This window comes from Terriglobus aquaticus (genome assembly GCF_025685415.1).
GTDB classification, from domain to species: Bacteria; Acidobacteriota; Terriglobia; order Terriglobales; family Acidobacteriaceae; genus Terriglobus; species Terriglobus aquaticus.
In genome coordinates this window covers 111,035-129,415 of sequence record NZ_JAGSYB010000001.1, presented here as the reverse complement: position 1 = coordinate 129,415, position 18,381 = coordinate 111,035, and the positions used below count along the sequence as shown (strand labels likewise).

The window sequence follows — 18,381 nt, the reverse complement described above, 5'->3', positions numbered from 1 at the left end:
CAACACCGAACCGAGATCAACACGCTGGGCACCTTGCAGAAATGAGCACAATGCAGAACGATCCCGGAAAGCGCAACAGCACCGTCCTCACCGAAGGCCCATCCCGCGCGGCCGCACGCTCCTACCTGCGCGGCGTAGGCTTCAGCAAAGAAGACCTGCACAAGCCCATCATCGGCATCGCAAACACGTGGACCGAGATCGGCCCCTGCAACTTTCATCTGCGCCAGGTCGCCGAAGCCGTGAAGCAAGGCATTCGCGAAGCAGGCGGCACACCCATGGAGTTCAACACCGTCACCATCTCCGACGGCATCACCATGGGCACCGAGGGCATGAAGGCCTCGCTCATCTCGCGCGAAGTCATCGCCGACTCCATCGAACTCGTCACGCGCGGTAACAGCTTCGACGGTCTGGTCTGCATCGCTGGCTGCGACAAGAACATGCCCGCTGCAGTCATGGCGCTCGCTCGTCTCGACATCCCCGGTCTCATGCTCTACGGCGGATCGATTATGCCTGGCCAATTGCGCCAGCCCGACGGCACGAACAAAGAGATCACCATCCTCAACGTCTTCGAGGCCATCGGCTCACACGCGGCTGGCAAGATCAACGACGACCAGCTTGAAGCCGTAGAGGCCGCGGCCTGCCCCGGGCCCGGCGCCTGCGGCGGCCAGTTCACCGCGAACACGATGGCCATGGCGGGCGAGTTCCTCGGTATCAGCCCCATGGAAATCACCGGCGTCCCCGCCATGTCGCCCGAAAAGGCAAACGCCTCGCGCGAAGCCGGTCGCATGGTCATGGACCTGGTGCGTAAAAACATCAAGCCATCGCAGATCCTGACGCGCGAGTCCATCGAAAACGCCATCACGGCAGTCTGCGCATCGGGCGGCTCCACCAACGCCGTGCTCCACCTGATTGCCATCGCGCATGAACTCAGCATTCCGCTGACGATGGAGGACTTCGACAAAATCAGCGAGCGCACCCCATTCATCTGCGATCTGTCGCCAGGCGGCAAGTACAACGCCAAGGACTACCAGGAAGCCGGCGGCAGCCGTGTTCTCGCGCAGCGCCTCATCGAGCGCAACCAGCTTCACGACAACATCACCGTCAGCGGCAGGACCCTGCGCGAAGAAGCCAGCACCGCGCACGAAACGCCGAACCAGCCCGTCATCCATAACTGGTCAGACCCATTGAAGCCCACCGGCGGCCTCGTCATCCTGCGCGGCAATCTTGCACCCGATGGCTGCGTCGTGAAAGTCGCCGGCCACGAACGCATCCACCACACCGGCCCCGCGCGCGTCTTCGACTCCGAAGACCTCTGCTTTGCCGCGGTCGAGCGTGGCGACATCAAGCCGAACGACGTCTGCGTTATTCGCTACGAAGGCCCAAAGGGCGGCCCAGGTATGCGCGAGATGCTCGCCGTCACTGCCGCCATCAAAGGCATCCCCGAACTCAGCGAGACCGTTGCCCTGCTCACCGATGGCCGCTTTTCAGGCGCTACACGCGGCCTTATGGCTGGCCACGTTGCTCCCGAAGCACAACTCGGCGGTCCCATCGCCGCAGTGCGCGAAGGCGACATGATCACCTTCGACATCCCAAACCGCCAGCTCAACGTAAACATCAGCGACGAGGAACTCGCTGAGCGCCTCCGCAACTTTCAGCCAAGAGTTCCTCGCTACCAGCGTGGCGTCTTTGCCAAGTACGCCAACAGTGTAGGCAGCGCCAGCCAGGGCGCGGTGACGTCGTGATCGAACAGTTCAAGTCGCTGCTGCATCGCGCGCGGCATCTTCGCCAATCGGGCGAAGCTGCTGAAGCCGAGCGCCTTTTCAAAGAAGCCGCTGCGCAGGCCGAGGCGCATGAAGCCTGCGAGCGCGCCGAAGCGCTTGTGGGTGTCGCGCAAGCCCGTCGCGACGCAGGCGACCGCACGGGCGCAGCCATCTACTACGCCGAAGCCATCACGCTCTTTCGCACGGCCAACAACACCACCGAACTCGCGCACGCCTTACGTCACGCCGCGGAAGTCCGCTCTGAGATGAAGGAATACGGCGTCGCCGGTACGCAGATCGAAGAAGCCATTCGCCTCTATCGCTCCACCGAGGTTGAGTCCGAATCGCTCGATCTTGCCAACGCGCTGCGTGTCTCCGCGCTGAACAACGAACGCCAGGCGCACTCGCAGTGGCTCGAGGCCAAACTCCTCTACGCATCACAGAACGTCACCGACGGCGTTCGCGAAGCAGAAGAGCACCTGGAAGGTCTGAAGCACCACGAACAGTACAGCAAGTCGCTGAACATCCACCACGGGGAGCACACCGCATGAGCGACCAGAACACGATGCAATCAAGCCAGGACAACAATCACCTGCAAGGTGCAGCGCCAACCCTCACCGGCGCTGAAATCCTCTGGGCTACCCTCGCCGGCGAAGGCGTCACCACCGTCTTTGGCTATCCCGGAGGCGCCATCCTCCCCGTCTACGACGCCCTGCGCAAGTTCCCAATCCACCACGTGCTCGTGCGCCACGAACAGGGAGCGGCGCACATGGCCGACGGCTACGCGCGCGCCAGCGGCAAGGTCGGCGTATGCGTCGCCACCAGCGGTCCCGGCGCAACCAACCTGGTCACCGGTCTCGCGACTGCCATGCTCGACTCCATCCCGGTCGTCGCCATCACCGGCCAGGTCGCCAGCAAGGTGCTCGGCACCGACGCTTTTCAGGAGATCGACATCACGGGCATCACCCTGCCCATCACCAAGCACAACTTTGTCGCCACGCGCGCCGAAGACATCGCTCCCATGCTGCGTCAAGCTTTCCAGATTGCGCAGTCCGGCCGCCCCGGCCCCGTGCTCGTCGACATCACGAAGGACGCGCAGCAGGCCTCCACGCTGTTCGACTTCGCGCAGGCCGCACCCAAGCCGTATCGCCCGCACCCCATGCTGCGCTCCGAATCGGCAGAGATGCAGCGCGCCATCGAACTCATGCGCGCGTCCTCGCGCCCTGTCATCCTCGCGGGACACGGCATCATGCAGAGTGAGGCCGAAGCCGAAGTGCTCGCCTTCGCCGAGCGCCACAAGATCCCCGTCGCCACCACGCTGCTTGGCCTTGGTGCCTTCCCTGCGTCGCACCCGCTCGCGCTCGGCATGATGGGCATGCACGGCGAGTCATGGGTCAACCACGCCATCCAGCAGGCCGATCTGCTGCTCGCGTTTGGCATGCGCTTCGATGATCGCGTCACCGGCAACCTGGCGCACTACGCTCCCAACGCGAAGAAGATCCACATTGAGATCGATCCCAGCGAGATCAATAAGAACGTCAAGGTCGACGTCGCTCTAATTGGTGACTTGAAGCAGGTGCTGCACACCATCGCTCCGCTCATCGATCGGCTTGGCGCGCCACGCGACCACGACGCCACCTCGCAATGGCGCGAGGAGATCCGCCGCATGAAGGGCGATGCCAGCGTGCGCGACATCCTCTCGCTGCCCGACAACGGCCACCTCTACGCCGCTCACGTCATCAACGACATCTGGCAGGAGGCCAAAGCCGCAGGCCGCCTCGACCAGACCATCATCTCGACCGACGTGGGCCAGCACCAGATGTGGGAGGCGCAGTACTACCGTCACGAAGACACCCGCACCCTCATGACCTCGGGCGGCCTGGGCACCATGGGCTTCGGGCTGCCGGCGGCCATCGGTGCCAAGATGGCCTGCCCCGAAAAAGACGTCTGGGTCATCGCCGGCGACGGCGGCTTCCAGATGACCGCCGCGGAACTCTCTACCATTCAGCAGGAGAAGCTGCACATCAACATCGCCGTCATCAACAACGGCTTTCTGGGCATGGTGCGCCAGTGGCAGGAGGCGTTCTACGACAAGAACTACGCCTGCTCCCCCATCCTCTCGCCCGACTTCGTGAAGCTCGCCGACGCGCACGGCATCCCCGGCGCACACGTGACCGAACGAAGCCAGGTGCTGCCCACGGTCACCCGCGCCCGCACCGGTGAAGGCTCTTTCCTCATCAACTTCGCCGTTGAAAAAGAAGACGGCGTGTACCCGATGATCGCGCCCGGCTCCGCCCTGCACGAAATGGTGCGCCGCCCCAACCCGCTGATCGAAACGAGCGAGGACTAGTGGGAACTCGTCACCTCATCGCTGCTTCTTCGGTCCTGTTCGGCGCAACGCTTGCGTACGCGCAAACCGCGCCCGCGCAGAACGAAACCGTTGCGCCGCAACGGCAGCAGGCCGACACACAGCAGCGCAGGCCGTTCGGTGCCGAAGCCACAACGACCATCCACATCCGCCTACTCAATGGCAAGACCGGCCAGCCCATCGCAGATAAAGAAATCTTCCTCGAACGCAACAAACAACACCTCATGTCGCACGCGGAAGAACATGAAATTAAGACCGACACGAACGGGCTCGCCGAAGCCACCGTCGCGGACAAAGGCGAAATCCTGAACCCGATCGTTGTCGACTACAAGTCCTGCACACCGCGAACGAAGAGCAGCATCGATACCGATAAGGCAGAACGCTTCTCCATCGCCCAGATTCTTTCAACCGGGGTGGTCGCGCAAAACCGTTGTGGCAAGACAACAGAACCGCCAACACCCGGCCAACTTACGCTCTACTTCCGCACCATGAACGTACTCGAACGCATCACCGACTAAGCCGCTCAGCAACCAGCGCTGACCCGCTGACTTCGCTGACTCGAATCACACCCGAAAGGGTTCTGCTGACTCGCTGGAGTTTTATGCTGCACACCTTCATCGCACTCGTGGACAACAAGCCCGGCGTGCTCACGCGCGTCGCCTCGCTCTTCCGCCGGCTCAACATCAACATCGCCTCGCTCACCGTCGGCGAGACCGAGAACGAAGACGTCTCGCGCATGACCATCGTCTGCGAAGCCGCAGAGAATGCCGCCCACCGCATCCGCGCGTCGCTCTACAAGCTCGAGATCACGCGCGACGTGGACGAAGTCGGCCGCGCCGAAGCAGTCGTCCGCGAGCTCTGCCTTATCAAGGTCGCCGCCGGCCCGCAGTCTCCGCACGGCATCCAGTCGCGCACCCAAATCTTCGAGCTCTCCGACGTCTTCCGCGCCCGCGTCGTCGACCTCGCACCCGACAGCATCATGCTCGAGATGACCGGCTCCTCGTCCAAGATCGAAGGTCTCATCCAGGTCCTGCGCGAGTCCGGCTACGAGATCCTCGAGGTCAGCCGCACCGGCCGCATGGCCATGCGCCGCGGCGCGCACAGCACCCGCGTCATGCGCGCCCTCGGCAGCAAAAATCACCAGCAAACCTTCGACGAAACCGCCGACCCAGACGCCCTCGACCCCATGGACGCGCTGCCTAATCAGTTCGCCGATCACGAAGCGTAAGCTCCTCATTCAACCTTTCAAACAAACGTTAGAACGACAAAGGAAGACATCAAGCGATGGCAAAGACCTACCACGACAACGACGCAGACCTTTCTCTCATCCAGGCGAAGAAGGTCGCCATCATCGGCTACGGCTCGCAGGGCCACGCGCACGCGCTCAACCTGAAGGACTCGGGCGTCGACGTGAAGATCGGCCTGCGTGAAGGCTCGAAGGGCGCGGCGAAGGCTAAGGCTGCGGGCCTTGAAGTTCTCTCGGTAGCAGACGCCGCCAAGTGGGCTGACACCATCATGCTGCTCGTGCCGGACCAGACCGCCGCGGCCGTCTACAAGGAAGTCGAGCCAGGCCTGACCGCGGGCAAGACGCTCATGTTCGCGCACGGATTCAACATCCGCTTCCGCACCATCACGCCACCCGCAAACATCGACGTCTCGCTCGTCGCGCCCAAGTCGCCCGGCCATCGCGTGCGCGAGGTCTTCACTGAAGGCGGCGGCGTTCCGGGCCTCGTCGCGGTCGAGCAGGACGCCAGCGGCAACGCTCTCGCGAACGCGCTCAGCTACGCCAAGGGCATCGGCTGCACCCGCGCCGGCGTGCTCGAAACCACCTTCACCGAAGAGACCGAAACCGACCTCTTCGGCGAGCAGGCTGTGCTCTGCGGCGGCACCGCAGCACTCGTCAAGGCTGGCTTCGAAGTGTTGACCGAGGCTGGCTACCAGCCCGAGCTCGCCTACTTCGAAGTGCTGCACGAACTCAAGCTGATCGTCGACCTCATGTACCGTGGCGGCCTCGAGTACATGCGTTACAGCATCAGCGACACCGCCGAGTGGGGCGACTATATCGCCGGGCCGCGCATCGTCACGCCCGAGGTCAAGAAGGCCATGCAAGGCCTGCTCTCCGACATTCGCGACGGCAGCTTCGCCAAGCGCTTCATCGAAGACCAGAACACCGGACGCAAGCAGTTCGAGCAGTTCCGCCAGCAGGACCGCGAGCACCCGATCGAGAAGGTCGGCGGCGAGCTCCGCAGCGCCATGCCGTTCCTTGACCCGGTCAAGGTCGAGAACGGAACTGTCGTCAAGGCCTAACCAACTGAAGCGTCGTCTTGAGCAAAGCGAAGGATCTGCCTTCCTCCCGGCCAGCACCACCGCCGAAAGAGGAAAGCGGATCCTTCGCTTCTTTGCATCCAACACTGCATGCGCGCACAGGCCCTGCAGCTCACTGGCGACTTCTCCATCGACGCTCTGGAATACCGCGAACTCGACGTCCCCGAACCCGGCGAAGGCGAAGTTCTCGTCCGCATCAGCGCAGCCTCGCTCAACTATCGCGACCTCATGGTCGTGCGCGGTCACTACAACCCGCGCGTGCAGAAGCCGCTCACGCTCTGCTCTGACGGCGCGGGCGAGGTCGTCAGCGTCGGCAAGGACGTCACCACATTCCAGGAAGGCGACCGCGTCGTTGCCAGCTTCTTCCTCGACTGGAACGACGGCCCTCTGCAGCGAAACAAGCCCTGGCCCTCTGCCCTGGGTGAAGCGCAGCAAGGCGTTCTCACCACGTATCGCGTCCTGCCCACGCGCGCCCTCGTTCGCCTTCCCGACCAGTTCACCTACGAAGAAGGCAGCACTTTTCCGTGCGCCGGCGTTACCGCCTGGAACGCCCTCACGCAGTTCCAGCCCGTCGACGCGGACAGCACCGTTCTACTGCAGGGCACCGGCGGTGTCAGCATCTTCGGTCTACAGATCGCACGTGCCTTCGGCGCTCGCACCATCATCACCAGCTCGTCCGAAGACAAGCTCGCCCGCGCCCGCCAGCTTGGCGCGTCCGAGGTGGTCAACTACCGCAATACGCCCGAGTGGGACCGTGCGGTGAGCGAGTTGACGCAGAAGCGCGGCGTCACCCATATCCTCGAGGTCGGCGGCGCAGGCACTCTGCCGCTGTCGCTGCGCGCCGCCGCACCCGGTGGACTCGTCGCCGTCATCGGCATCCTCTCCGGCACGGAGCAGCCGCTCAGCCTGTTGCCTTTGCTCATGCACAGTCTCCAGGTGCAGGGCATCTACGTTGGCTCGACCGCCATGCTGCGTGACCTGGTCCAGTTCTACGCAGACCACCAGCTCAAACCCGTCGTCGATCAGGTCTTCCCCTTCGCCCAGGCGCAGGACGCCCTTCGCGCCATGGACAAGGCAGGCCATTTCGGCAAACTCGTCATCACCCTCGACGACGCATCCAACTAACGCATGCGCCTCCGTGTCGCAGCCCTGCTCATCGCACTCGTCTCCATGACCGCTGCCGCCCAGACAACGACCCTGCAAGCTCTACGCGACCAGTCGCGGCCCCTGCTCATCTTCGCTCCCGGAAACGACCCTCGCTTGCAGCAGCAGCTTTCCGACCTCGCCCACCAGCCCGCAGAACTTCGCGACCGCGATATGCGGGTCGTTCTGCTTGTTCGCGGAAACGGCCCGGTCACCCAGGGCAGCTCACTCCCGCTTGCATCCTTCACGCCTGCCGAACAGGAGCACGCCCGCCGGAAGTTCCACGTTGCCCCAGATGAATTTGCCGCGATCCTCGTCGGCAAAGACGGCGGAGAAAAGCTTAGATCCTCCTCTCCTCTGCCTTGGCAGCGCCTCAGCTCCACCATTGATTCCATGCCCATGCGCCGCGACGAGATGCACGGCAAGCGGTAACTCCCCTCCTTTCTGTGGAACTGTTTCCGCCTAACGTTCGTTACAGTGGAGAAGGAGGTGCATGCATGGGCTCTGCTGAACTGGACCTGGCCCCGGAGACCGTCGTTTCGGACTCGTTGCCCTCGTTCACGCCCGTCGATCGGGACGAGGTGATCGCTCGTCTGCGCCACGTTCGTGGTCTGGAAGAAGTGAGCGACGAAAGCCTCGGCTGGCTGGCCGACCATGGCGAGCAGCGCGTGTGTCAGGACAACGACCTGATGTTCTCCACGGGTGAGCCCGCCCACGAGATGTTCATCCTGCTCGACGGCGAGATCCACGTGCGGCGCCTGCCCACCGGCCCGGTCTCTTACTTTGTCGGCAAGGCTGGTCAGATGACCGGCAAGCTCCCGTTCAGCCGCATGAAGACCTATGGCGGCGATGGCTACGCCGTCGGCCGCGTCTGGGGCCTTTCGTTCGACGAAACGCTCTTCCCGGAGATGTTGCAGGCCGTTCCGGTCATGGCTCAGCTAAGCGTTTCGCTTCTGCTGGACCGCGTCCGTGAGGTCACACGCATCGAGCAGCAGTCTGAGAAGTTGACGGCTTTGGGAAAGCTCGCCGCGAATCTTTCGCATGAGCTCAACAACCCCGCATCGGCAGCGCGCTCCGCCGCTAACAATCTCTGGACGGAGCTGCGCACCTACGGCGACACCAAGTACAAGCTCGGTGCCATGCACTTCTCCGCCGAGGCCAAACAGAAGTACATGCAGTGGACGCAAACCATCCGCCCGCTCCTGGGAGCGAACGACCATCCCCTGCTTTCGGACTTGATGCTGACTGGAGATCGCGAAGATGCGATCAGCAAGTGGATGCAAGACCACGGTGTAGAGGAGCCTTGGCGCTTTGCGCCCGCCTTGGCCGAAACACAAATCGAGCTGCACCACCTGGATGCGCTCGCGGATGCTCTTTCCGTCGAAGCGCTCCCCATCGCGCTCGCGTCCTTCAGCGCCGGTCTCAAAGCGGAGCGGATGACCGACACCATTATGGACGCGACCCGTCGCATCTTTGAGCTGATCACCGCCATCAAGGACTACTCCTACATGGATCAGGCGCCGATCCAGGAGATCGACGTTCCGCAGGCGCTGGACAACACCCTGGCCATGCTCGGCTCCCGCCTTGGATCCGTCGAGGTCGTCCGCGAATACGCATCCGACACCCCGGTCATCAACGCCTATGGCGGCGAACTGAACCAGGTCTGGACCGCGCTCATCGAAAACGCCTTGGACAGCATGGACCAATGCGAATCAGACCCGCATATCCTGCGGCTGAAGACCTGCGCGAACGGCTCCAACCTGGTTGTGGAAGTCTGGGATAACGGGCCCGGCATCGATCCGGAGATCCGATCCCGTATCTTTGAGCCCTTCTTCACCACGAAGCCTGTCGGCGCCGGACTCGGCTTGGGGCTCGATGCCGCGAATCGCATCGTGACCAAGCACCGCGGTGTGATCACGGTGGATTCGAAGCCGGGCGAGACCTGCTTTCAGGTTCGCCTTCCCATCGAGCAAACAGGCGCTTACTAGCCGAGCCACCTCGTCCAGGTCGGCTCCCGCGCCGGGTCAGCGGTATGTGTGCGCCGTAACGGCGTGTGTCCGCAGCGGCGTCGCTCCTTTAGCCCGGGTGCTGTCAGAAATCGCGAACGGACGCGCTCATCGTTGCGTATACCTGAACGTGAGCCTCGCCCGTTCCGCTGTCATTGCCCTCGGCCTCTACGCTTCGCTCGCCTCTGCACAAGCACAGACGCCGGATATCACCAGCATCATGGCGCGAGTGGCGGCCAACGCGGATCGTGCAGAGGCAGAACGTGTCCGCTACACCTACGTGCAACATGCTGACGTCGCCTCCAGGCGTGGGCACAAGGTGCTGTGCCGCGAGGTGACGGACAGCCGGGTCACACCCACAGCACAGGGTTCGGGTCAGCAACTGCTCACGTTGGACGGCCGCGTTTGGCTCAAAAACCGGTATGTTCCCTACACCCGCCCCCTCAGCGGCAAGCTACAGCCCGGCGAATCGCGTGAGGTCGAACTTAAGAACGACGAGAACACCGACGTCGATCTGGTGGAACACCTGCGCGACAACCTGACCAACACAAAAGCCAAGGACGGCTTTCAGGCCGGCCTCTTTCCGCTGACGAGTAAGGCGCAGACCTCCTACGACTACCGCCTGCTCAAGCGCGAATCAATGAACGGCCGCAACACCTTGCTCGTGCATTTCAGCCCCAGGGACAAGAATGAGTTGGGCTGGGAAGGCGACGCATGGATCGATACGGAGTCATTTCAACCGGTTCTGGTCCGAACTCGGCTCGCCCACGGTATCCCCTTCTGGGTCAAAACCATGCTCGGCACCAACGTGCCCGGCCTGGGCTTTGCGACTACCTATGCGCCGCAACCAGACGGTGTCTGGTTTCCGGTCACCTTCGGAACGGAGTTCAAGATCCACGTCCTCTTCTTCTTTCATCGCCAGATCACAATGTCGGTCACCAATCGTGACTTCCAGAAGACCCATACGGAGGCAAACATCCTGGACACCACGGAACCGTAGATACCGACTGCAAAAGGAAAGGGCGCCAAACTGGCGCCCTTTGTTCTGCTGAACAGATGTCTAGTTACTTCGTCACTTCCACACCGCGCCAGAACGCCATGTGATGCTTCACGGAACGGGCCGCCGGCTTGGGATCGGGGTAATACCAGGCAGCATCCGGGTTTTCCTGCCCGTCCACCATCAGGGTGAAGTAGCGCGCCTGACCCTTCCAGGGGCAGGATGACGTCGTCGAACTCGGCCGCAGGAACTCGCGCTTTACCGACTCCTCCGGGAAGTACACATTTCCCTCGATCGTCTCGAACTTCTCGCTCTCGGCCACTGTGTGGCCATTCCATATCGCTTTCGCCATGGATTGGAAATCTCCGTTCCTCTGTCAGGAATGCGCATCTCCGGTTTTCACGCCCCGCAAGTGTTGCCCATGCGAGAACCTATCGGAAAAACCGTCCTATCCCTTGTAACAGCATCTGCATATTGGACAAAATCGGAGTCAGAACGACTCACATCCTTTTGCGTCATACGCAAAATTCCATTCCAATTATCAACGTCAGCGCTTACGCGACTGCAAGTGGCCGGGTGTGCTCCGGGTCCGGAACCGTGAGCTTCGGCACCTCTAGGGGAGCGGCCGGCTCGGGTTTCCGGCTGGTCTGGTGGTCATAGTCGCACTGGATCGGGTCCACTGGCTCTTCCTTGGCACCTTTTTTAGGCCGGCGCTTCGGCAGTGCATCGTGGTTGTGCGGGCAGACCTCGTGCAGGAATCCGTCTTGCTTGTTGAACACCTCGACCAAGTACGTGCTGTTCCCCTTGGGGCAGGGCTTCGCAATCAGCTTCTGATTGCTGGTGAAGTCGCACTTCGGGTAGTTGGTGCAGCCGTAGAAGACATTGCCCATCTTCGACTTACGCTCTGCCAGCGAACCTCCGCACTTGGGGCAAGGAACGTCGAGAAGAGTTTGCTTCACGTACTTGCACTTCGGGTAGCCGGAGCAGGACACGAACTCGCCGTAGCTTCCTTGCCGCTTCACCAACTCCATGCCGCACTCCGGGCACGGCTCTCCCGTCGGCTCTGGCGGTTTGCTCTGTACCTTCTGGTTCAGGCGGCGCACCGTCTTGCACGGCGGATCCGCGTTGTAGTCCGGGCAGCTCATGAAGGGGCCGAACGGGCCGTTCTTCAGCACCATCTGCTTTCCGCAGTTCTCGCAGAACTCCTCCTCTTCCGTGTCGCCCGCTTCCATGGCGGCCAGATCGGGCTTGCCCGCGAAGTTCTCCTTGGTGAAGTCGCAGCTCACCGGGTCGATCAGGATACTCTTGCCGCGAGCCGCCGCCGTTTTCAGCGCGGCCAGCAGAGCTTTGTCGTCCCGCACCTCTTCGCTGAACGCCTCGGCATCGTCAACCATACCCTTCACTTCGAATGGGTAGTCCAGCGCCTTCTTGATGCGCTGCACGGTCGCCTTAGGGTCCTTCTTGTAGGAGGCGACGGCGATCGTCTTCGGCTTGCTCTTGGTGTAGTTCGAACAGGAGTAGAACGATCCGAACTTGCCCCAGCGCAGCACCAGGGGTGAGCCGCACTTTTCGCACAGCTCCTCAGTCGGCTTCTCCCACCGCTTGATCTCCTCCATCGACTTCTCGGCGACCTTGATCTCGTCGGTCAGGTGCCCGTAGAAGCCGCTCAGCAAGTCGGTCCATTTCTCCTCGCCGTCCTCCACGCGGTCCAGCTCTTCCTCAAGCCGGCGCGTGTAGTCCATGTCGAAGATGTAGGGGAAGTTCTTCACCAAAAGCGCTGTCACAACCATGCCGATCTCGGTCGGTACGAACTTGCGGGCGAGTTTCTTCACATATTCGCGATCCTGGATCGTATTGATAATGCTGGCGTAGGTGGAAGGCCGGCCGATGCCGCGCTCCTCCAACTCTTTCACCAGCGACGCTTCGTTGAAGCGCGGCGGCGGTTCCGTAAACTTCTGCTCCGTCAGCACGGCCAGCAGGTCCAGAGCCTGCCCCTGCTTCATCTCGGGCAGCGCAGCATCGTCCTCGTCTTCCTCGCTCGGCTCGGCCTGCAGCGCCTTGGCTTCCGCGGCAGCCTGCGCCTTGCCCAGGCGAGCGTCCGCAATCTTCAGGAAGCCGTCAAACTTCAGAACGGAACCGCTAACGCGCAGACCGTAGCTGCGCGCCGCCTTGCCCTCGATCTCAACCGTGGTCTGGTCGTAGACTGCGGCCGTCATCTGCGACGCGACGAAGCGGCGCCAGATCAGGTCGTACAGGCGGAACTGCTCGTCCGACAGGTACTTGCGGATGCTCTCCGGCGTGTAGTCCACGTGCGTCGGACGGATGGCTTCGTGCGCATCCTGCGCATCCTTCTTGCCCTTGAACTCGTTCGGCTTGGCCGGCAGGTACTTCGCACCGAGGGCGGCAATGTACTTGCGCGCTTCCTCCACTGCTACGGGGGCGACACGGGTGGAATCGGTACGCATGTAGGTGATCAGGCCGACGGTGCCGTCCTGGCCCACCTCAACGCCCTCGTAAAGCCGTTGCGCCACGCCCATGGTCCGCTTCACGTTGAACCCGAGCCGGTTTGAAGCCTGCTGCTGCAACTGCGAGGTGGAGAACGGTGGGGGTGGGTTGCGGCGGCGCTCCTTGGCTTCGACGGAGCGAACCGTGTACTTCGCCAGCTCCATCTCAGACTTCGCACGCCCGGCGGCGTCGCCGTCGGGCAGAGCGTTACCGCTAACGCTGTCTACGGTCAGGCGTTCGCCGTTGATGCTGTGCAGCTTGGCGGTGAACTCCTGGTTGCCGCCCTGGGGCTTCAGCCGGGCGTCCACCGGCCAGTACTCCACCGGAACAAACGCCTTGATCCCATTTTCGCGATCCACGATCAGCCGCAGCGCGACCGTCTGCACGCGGCCGGCGGACAGACCGCGGCGCACCTTGTCCCACAACAGGGGCGAGATCTCGTACCCGACGAGACGGTCCAGAACCCGGCGCGTCTGCTGCGCGTCGACCAGGTTGCCGTTCACATCGCGGGCACGCTTGAACGCGTCGACGACGGCCTTTTTCGTGATTTCGTTAAAGGTGACCCGCTGAATCTTCTTCGGATCCTTTACGCCGGGCGCAATCTGCAGCTTCAGGTGATACGCGATGGCTTCGCCTTCGCGATCCGGGTCAGGCGCCAGGTACACGGCGTCGGCTTTGGCGGCCAGCTTCTTCAGGCGGTCGACCAGCTTTTCCTTGCCGGGCGACACGATCAGCTTCGGCTCAAAGGTACGCTTCTTCAGCTCTACGCCAATGTCATTTTTTGGCAGGTCCATGATGTGGCCCAGTGAGGCCTCTACCGTGTAGTCACTGCCGAGATATTTATTGATCGTCTTCGCCTTTGCCGGCGACTCTACGATCACGAGATTCTTACCCATACTTCACTTCCGTTCCTGGCCGCCACCCGCCTGGCATACGGCCCCGGTCTTGCCTCGCAACCTGTTCCGCACGCCCCGGCTGGGGAAATGGGCGTCGCGAGAGGTCACGTCCGTCTGTCTCGCTGAGACGCTAACACGAACGAATCGCCGCGTCACGTTTGCCCCTTGGACTCCCGCCGGTGCCAAAACGATTCGTGGCTCAGCGGGCGGTTCGACCCTGCCCGGTTCCGCACATCCCCTTAGCGCCTCATTCTTCAACTACTTAGCTAAAAGGTCCGGACGTACTTCTTTCCCGGCATCTGGCGAATGCGGCCCGCCAGCTCCAGTTCGAACAAGGCTGTGAATATTTCCGCCGAGGGCAGCTCGCCTTCCAGTCGCTCGATGAGCTCGTCCATCTGCACCGCCTCGTCGGCGCGCAGGTGAGAGTAGACCAGCCGCTCGGTCGGCGGCATCTCCTGCTCAGCAAATAAGGATGCGGCACCACCACCTCGCGATGCAGCCCCCATCCCGGAGCCGCTGAGCCTGTCCTCTAGGTCGATACGCACCTGGCTCGGCAAATCTTCCCAGATGTCTTCCCAGGTGGCGGTCAGCTTCGCGCCCTGTTTGATGAGGGTGTTGGGACCCCAGGAGTTCTTGTTGGTCACGTTCCCGGGCACGGCATACACATCGCGGTTCTGCTCCATGGCACAACGAGCCGTGATGCGCGTGCCGCTATGCTCCGCCGCCTCAACCACCAGGACGCCCACACTCATGCCGCTCAGGACGCGGTTCCGCAACGGAAAGTTCTGGGGCGCGGGAAAGGTGCCGGTCGGGAACTCGCTGAGCAGGCAACCGCCGTTCGCCAGAATCTGTTCTGCCAGGCGTTTGTTTTCCTTGGGATAGATCACGTCGATGCCGGTGCCCCACACCGCGACGGTCTTGCCCTTGGCCTCCAGCGCGCCCTTGTGCGCCTCTGTGTCAATACCGCGTGCCATGCCGCTCAGGATCACCATGCCGCGCGATGCCAGGTCACGCGAAAGCATCTGCGCCATGCCTGCACCATAGGGGGACGGGTGGCGTGTGCCGACGACGGCGATTCCGGGCAAGCTGAGCAGAGCGGTCTCGCCCCGAAACCAGAGCACCGGCGGTGGATCGTAGATCTCGCGCAGACGTTGCGGGTATTCGTCGCAGTCATGCGTCAGAATGCCGGCGCCCTGCTCCGCAACGCGCTGCATCTCGGCCTCGGCCGCCGCCAGAGCCTTGCCATCATGCACAAATTGCGCAGAGCTGGCAGGCATGCCCAGCGCTTCCAGCTCGGTAAGCGGCATGCGGAGGACATCGGCAGGTGTCTCTGTCCGGGACATGGCGCGCAGCGTTCGGGTTGCGCCCATGCCGGGCGTCATCGCCAGGGCCAGCCAGGCCAGCCGATCCTGCTCCGTTACAGAGCGCGAGCCGTTTACCTCTGCCAACACCGTCATCCTTGTATGTCGCCTCGCGCCTTTGCTGTGGGTGGCCTCGTTTATACATCAGCAACGCGGCAGCGGTGCATCCCCGAAGCCGGGTAGGCCCTGCGAACATCCAATAGCGAGTGCCGCTTCAGGAACCAGCCCGTCTCCGTGTCGCAGCCATCGACTTCCTGAATCCAGCGCCGCTGCTCTATCACTTTGAACACTCGCCCGCGCGCGAACAGTTGGCGGCGCGCTATGACGTGCGCTACACCTCACCGGCCCTGTGCGCGCAGCAGCTAAGCACGGGCGAGGCCGACTTGGGCCTGGTTCCTATCGGAGCGATGCCCTTTCTGCCGGGCGTGGCCGCGGTCCCGGGCTGCACCATCGCATCGCTCCGGCAGGTTCGCTCCATCCAGCTTGTGCTGCGTCCCGGCGTTACGCTGGGCACGATCCAAACGCTGGCTGCGGACGCGGCTTCCCGCTCGTCGGTCGCTTATGTACAGGTCCTTCTGCGCAGCTTTCACAAGGCCGCTCCCACCGTAGCGACCGAGACGGCCGACTTGCCCGCCATGTTGGCGACGCATGATGCCGCGCTGCTGATCGGCGATCCCGCACTGTTGGCGGTCGAAGCGCGCGACCGCGACGGTGCCTTTGCCGATTGCACATGGATCGACGTCGCTTCGTGGTGGCACGACTGCACCGGCCTACCCTGGGTGGCGGCAGTGTGGGCTGTACGCACAGAGGCGCTTCGCACCGCAGCCACCAGCGCGGCCCAACTTGCGGACGACCTGCTGGCATCGCGCGATGCGGGCCTCGCGCACGTGGACGATCTTGTCCGCGAATGGGGGGAGCGCATCGCGGTACCGCCGGCAACCATCCGCACCTATCTCACCGCGAACATCCGCTACGACCTGAATAGCGCCTGCCTGGACGCGATCCATCGCTTTTACACACTAGCGGCCAGCACCGGCGTTTTACCGGCATACACGCTTCCCTTGCTTTCGCGGTAGCCATACTGGGACGCGGCGCGACTCGGTAGCCGTCCTTTGCGTCAGAACGGATACATGCGTTCCCTGCCCCCCATCTTCTCCGTACTCTTCGCCGCCGCAGGCAAGAAACATGGCCTGCTCGGCTACTTTATGCGGCTGGGGCCGCTGGGGCTGTTCCTGGTTTCGGCCATCGATAGTTCGCCCATACCGCTGCCCATTCCGGGCTCGTCCGACATCCTGGTCACGCTGTTTGCGGCGCAGGAACACGGCTGGCTGCTGGCCACCGTCATCGCGACCCTGGGCTCCGCCGTAGGAGGCTTCGCCAGCTATCAAACGGGCAAGGTCGGCGGCATGGCGCTGATGGACCGCATGGTGCCGAAGCGATTTCGCACTCGCATGACTCACTGGTCTGAGGAGCACGCCATCTCGTCCGTCGCCGTACCGGCCATTCTGCCGCCGCCCGCGCCGTTGATGCCGTTCCTGATCGCGGCCGGCGCCCTGCGCATGCCGCGTCGCAAGTTCTACCCCAGCTTCGTCATTAGTCGGTTCCTGCGCCACGCCTTTTTCGCATGGCTCGGCGTTCACTACGGCCGCGCCATCTTGCCCGTGTACCGCCGGCTTGCCGACCAGTACGGTTGGATCCTGCTGGTGGTGGTGTGGGGATCGGTGATCTTTGCGATCGTGTATGCAATAGTCAAGCTGCGGCAGGCGCGCGGCAACCGCACAGCGGCTAGCGCCGCGCCCGCCTAACGAAGTTCTGCTCAGCTTTGCCACAAGCGTGAACCGCTCGCGCTAGAACTCCCAGCGCAGCAGCGTTGCGCCAACCGTAAAGCCCGCACCTACGCTGGCCAGCAGCACCAGGTCACCCTTCTGCAGCCGGCCCTCTTCCACGGCCGTGCCCATGCCCAGCGGAATGGTGGCGCCGACCGTGTTGCCATAGCGATCGATGTTGATCAGCACCTGCTCGGGCTTCATGCCTAGCCGCTCTGCCGTGGCCTCGATGATGCGGAGGTTTGCCTGGTGCGGCACCAGCAGCTTCACGTCTCCGACGCCGATGCCGTTGCGCTCCAGCATGCGCTCGGTCGCTTCCTGCATCTTGCGCACCGCGAACTTGTAGACCGTGGAGCCGTCCTGCTTGATGTAATGCATTTTGGACTCAACGGTCTGCACTGAGGTCGGGTGCAGGGATCCGCCCGCCGGCATGCACAGTGAGTCGCCGCCCGAGCCGTCGATCTCGTGCCAGAAGTCGACCAAGCCGACCTCGCCGTCTTCGCAGGGTTCCAGCAGCACACAACCCGCGCCGTCGCCGAAGAGGATGCAGGTGGAGCGGTCCGTGTAGTCGGTGATGGAACTCATCGTGTCGGCGCCAATGACCAGCACCTTGTCATGCGCGCCGGACTCCACCAGCTTTGCGCCCACCTGCAACGAGTAGGTGAATGCCGAGCAGGCCGCTGAAAGATCGAAGCCCCAGGTGTTGTGTGCGCCGAGGTTGTTCTGCACCAGGCAGGCTGTGGCGGGAAACAGCATGTCGGGCGTAACGGTGCCGACGACAATGCAGCCAATCTCGCTCGGGTCCGCGCCACGACGTTGGAGACATTCCCTTGCCGCGGCGGTGGCCAGCACGCTGGTGGGTGTGCCAGGGTCCGCAATGTGACGCTCCCGGATGCCGGTCCGCTCCACGATCCAGTTGTTGTTGGTGTCGACCATTCTTTCCAGGTCGGCGTTGGTCAACACCTTGGGCGGAACGTACGTTCCAACCGATGAGATCTTGGCGCGGCGCGCAACGCGCGGCTTCAACTGCAGGTCCAAGTGTCTTCCCTCTCCGGCGCGCGCCTTTCCTGGCACACGAACACACCTGTTGAGGATACTGCCGACAGGAGCAACTCAGCGAGTCAGGCGTTCAGCATCTCGCCTTCCGGACGTACCTTGCGGGTGACACGTGGCTGCGGGCCCGTGAAGAATCGT

The 18,381-nt window shown here is 62.9% G+C and carries 16 protein-coding genes; 12 read left to right on the top strand and 4 right to left on the bottom strand.

Going from position 1 to position 18,381, the window contains the following annotated elements:
- The first annotated feature begins 41 nt into the window (after positions 1–41).
- From ilvD to OHL12_RS00620, 10 genes are all read left to right on the top strand, one after another.
- Positions 42–1,742, top strand: a complete 1,701-nt coding sequence (gene ilvD, locus OHL12_RS00665; protein ID WP_399260206.1) for a dihydroxy-acid dehydratase — start codon at positions 42–44, stop codon at positions 1,740–1,742.
- The gene (locus tag OHL12_RS00660) at positions 1,739–2,311 is read left to right on the top strand and encodes a hypothetical protein (RefSeq protein ID WP_263411915.1); all 573 of its coding nucleotides are present in this window, start codon (positions 1,739–1,741) and stop codon (positions 2,309–2,311) included. The genes ilvD and OHL12_RS00660 overlap by 4 nt, the downstream gene beginning before the upstream one ends.
- Entirely contained in the window at positions 2,308–4,110 is a 1,803-nt protein-coding gene (ilvB, locus tag OHL12_RS00655) for a biosynthetic-type acetolactate synthase large subunit (RefSeq protein ID WP_399260202.1), read from the top strand. The genes OHL12_RS00660 and ilvB overlap by 4 nt, the downstream gene beginning before the upstream one ends.
- Positions 4,110–4,646: a hypothetical protein gene (locus tag OHL12_RS00650; protein ID WP_263411914.1), complete on the top strand. Its 537-nt coding sequence runs from the start codon at positions 4,110–4,112 to the stop codon at positions 4,644–4,646. Before ilvB ends, OHL12_RS00650 begins: the two co-directional genes overlap by 1 nt.
- A gap of 83 nt (positions 4,647–4,729) precedes the next feature.
- Positions 4,730–5,356 carry an acetolactate synthase small subunit gene (gene ilvN / locus OHL12_RS00645; RefSeq protein WP_263411913.1) on the top strand — a complete coding sequence of 209 codons (627 nt, stop codon included), beginning with the start codon at positions 4,730–4,732 and terminating at the stop codon, positions 5,354–5,356.
- Between the two features lie 56 nt (positions 5,357–5,412).
- A complete protein-coding gene (gene ilvC, locus OHL12_RS00640; protein ID WP_263411912.1) occupies positions 5,413–6,435 on the top strand; it encodes a ketol-acid reductoisomerase in 1,023 nt (340 codons plus the stop codon).
- 108 nt (positions 6,436–6,543) lie between these two features.
- Positions 6,544–7,578 carry a zinc-dependent alcohol dehydrogenase family protein gene (locus OHL12_RS00635; RefSeq protein WP_263411911.1) on the top strand — a complete coding sequence of 345 codons (1,035 nt, stop codon included), beginning with the start codon at positions 6,544–6,546 and terminating at the stop codon, positions 7,576–7,578.
- A 3-nt stretch (positions 7,579–7,581) separates the two neighbouring features.
- The gene (locus tag OHL12_RS00630) at positions 7,582–8,028 is read left to right on the top strand and encodes a DUF4174 domain-containing protein (RefSeq protein WP_263411910.1); all 447 of its coding nucleotides are present in this window, start codon (positions 7,582–7,584) and stop codon (positions 8,026–8,028) included.
- Positions 8,029–8,093: 65 nt separating this feature from the next.
- Positions 8,094–9,584, top strand: a complete 1,491-nt coding sequence (locus tag OHL12_RS00625) for a sensor histidine kinase (RefSeq protein ID WP_263411909.1) — start codon at positions 8,094–8,096, stop codon at positions 9,582–9,584.
- Positions 9,585–9,681: 97 nt separating this feature from the next.
- Positions 9,682–10,602, top strand: a complete 921-nt coding sequence (locus tag OHL12_RS00620) for a LolA-like protein (RefSeq protein WP_263411908.1) — start codon at positions 9,682–9,684, stop codon at positions 10,600–10,602.
- A 64-nt stretch (positions 10,603–10,666) separates the two neighbouring features.
- Here OHL12_RS00620 and OHL12_RS00615 read toward each other — a convergent pair whose 3' ends face one another.
- The 3 genes from OHL12_RS00615 to dprA form a co-directional block, all read right to left on the bottom strand.
- Complete coding sequence (locus OHL12_RS00615; protein WP_263411907.1) at positions 10,667–10,951, bottom strand: DUF427 domain-containing protein; 285 nt, start codon at positions 10,949–10,951, stop codon at positions 10,667–10,669.
- 202 nt (positions 10,952–11,153) lie between these two features.
- Positions 11,154–14,000, bottom strand: a complete 2,847-nt coding sequence (gene topA, locus OHL12_RS00610; RefSeq protein ID WP_263411906.1) for a type I DNA topoisomerase — start codon at positions 13,998–14,000, stop codon at positions 11,154–11,156.
- A 266-nt stretch (positions 14,001–14,266) separates the two neighbouring features.
- The gene (gene dprA / locus OHL12_RS00605; RefSeq protein WP_263411905.1) at positions 14,267–15,457 is read right to left on the bottom strand and encodes a DNA-processing protein DprA; all 1,191 of its coding nucleotides are present in this window, start codon (positions 15,455–15,457) and stop codon (positions 14,267–14,269) included.
- Positions 15,458–15,567: 110 nt separating this feature from the next.
- Here dprA and OHL12_RS00600 point away from each other — a divergent pair, with 110 nt between their 5' ends.
- Both OHL12_RS00600 and OHL12_RS00595 read left to right on the top strand, forming a co-directional pair.
- Positions 15,568–16,437 (top strand): menaquinone biosynthesis protein, encoded by an 870-nt coding sequence (locus OHL12_RS00600; protein WP_263411904.1) that lies wholly within the window; start codon positions 15,568–15,570, stop codon positions 16,435–16,437.
- 54 nt (positions 16,438–16,491) lie between these two features.
- The gene (locus OHL12_RS00595) at positions 16,492–17,166 is read left to right on the top strand and encodes a YqaA family protein (protein WP_263411903.1); all 675 of its coding nucleotides are present in this window, start codon (positions 16,492–16,494) and stop codon (positions 17,164–17,166) included.
- 42 nt (positions 17,167–17,208) lie between these two features.
- Here the strand turns inward: OHL12_RS00595 and OHL12_RS00590 are convergent, their stop codons facing one another.
- The gene (locus OHL12_RS00590; protein WP_263411902.1) at positions 17,209–18,225 is read right to left on the bottom strand and encodes a beta-ketoacyl-ACP synthase III; all 1,017 of its coding nucleotides are present in this window, start codon (positions 18,223–18,225) and stop codon (positions 17,209–17,211) included.
- Positions 18,226–18,381: the final 156 nt, after the last annotated feature.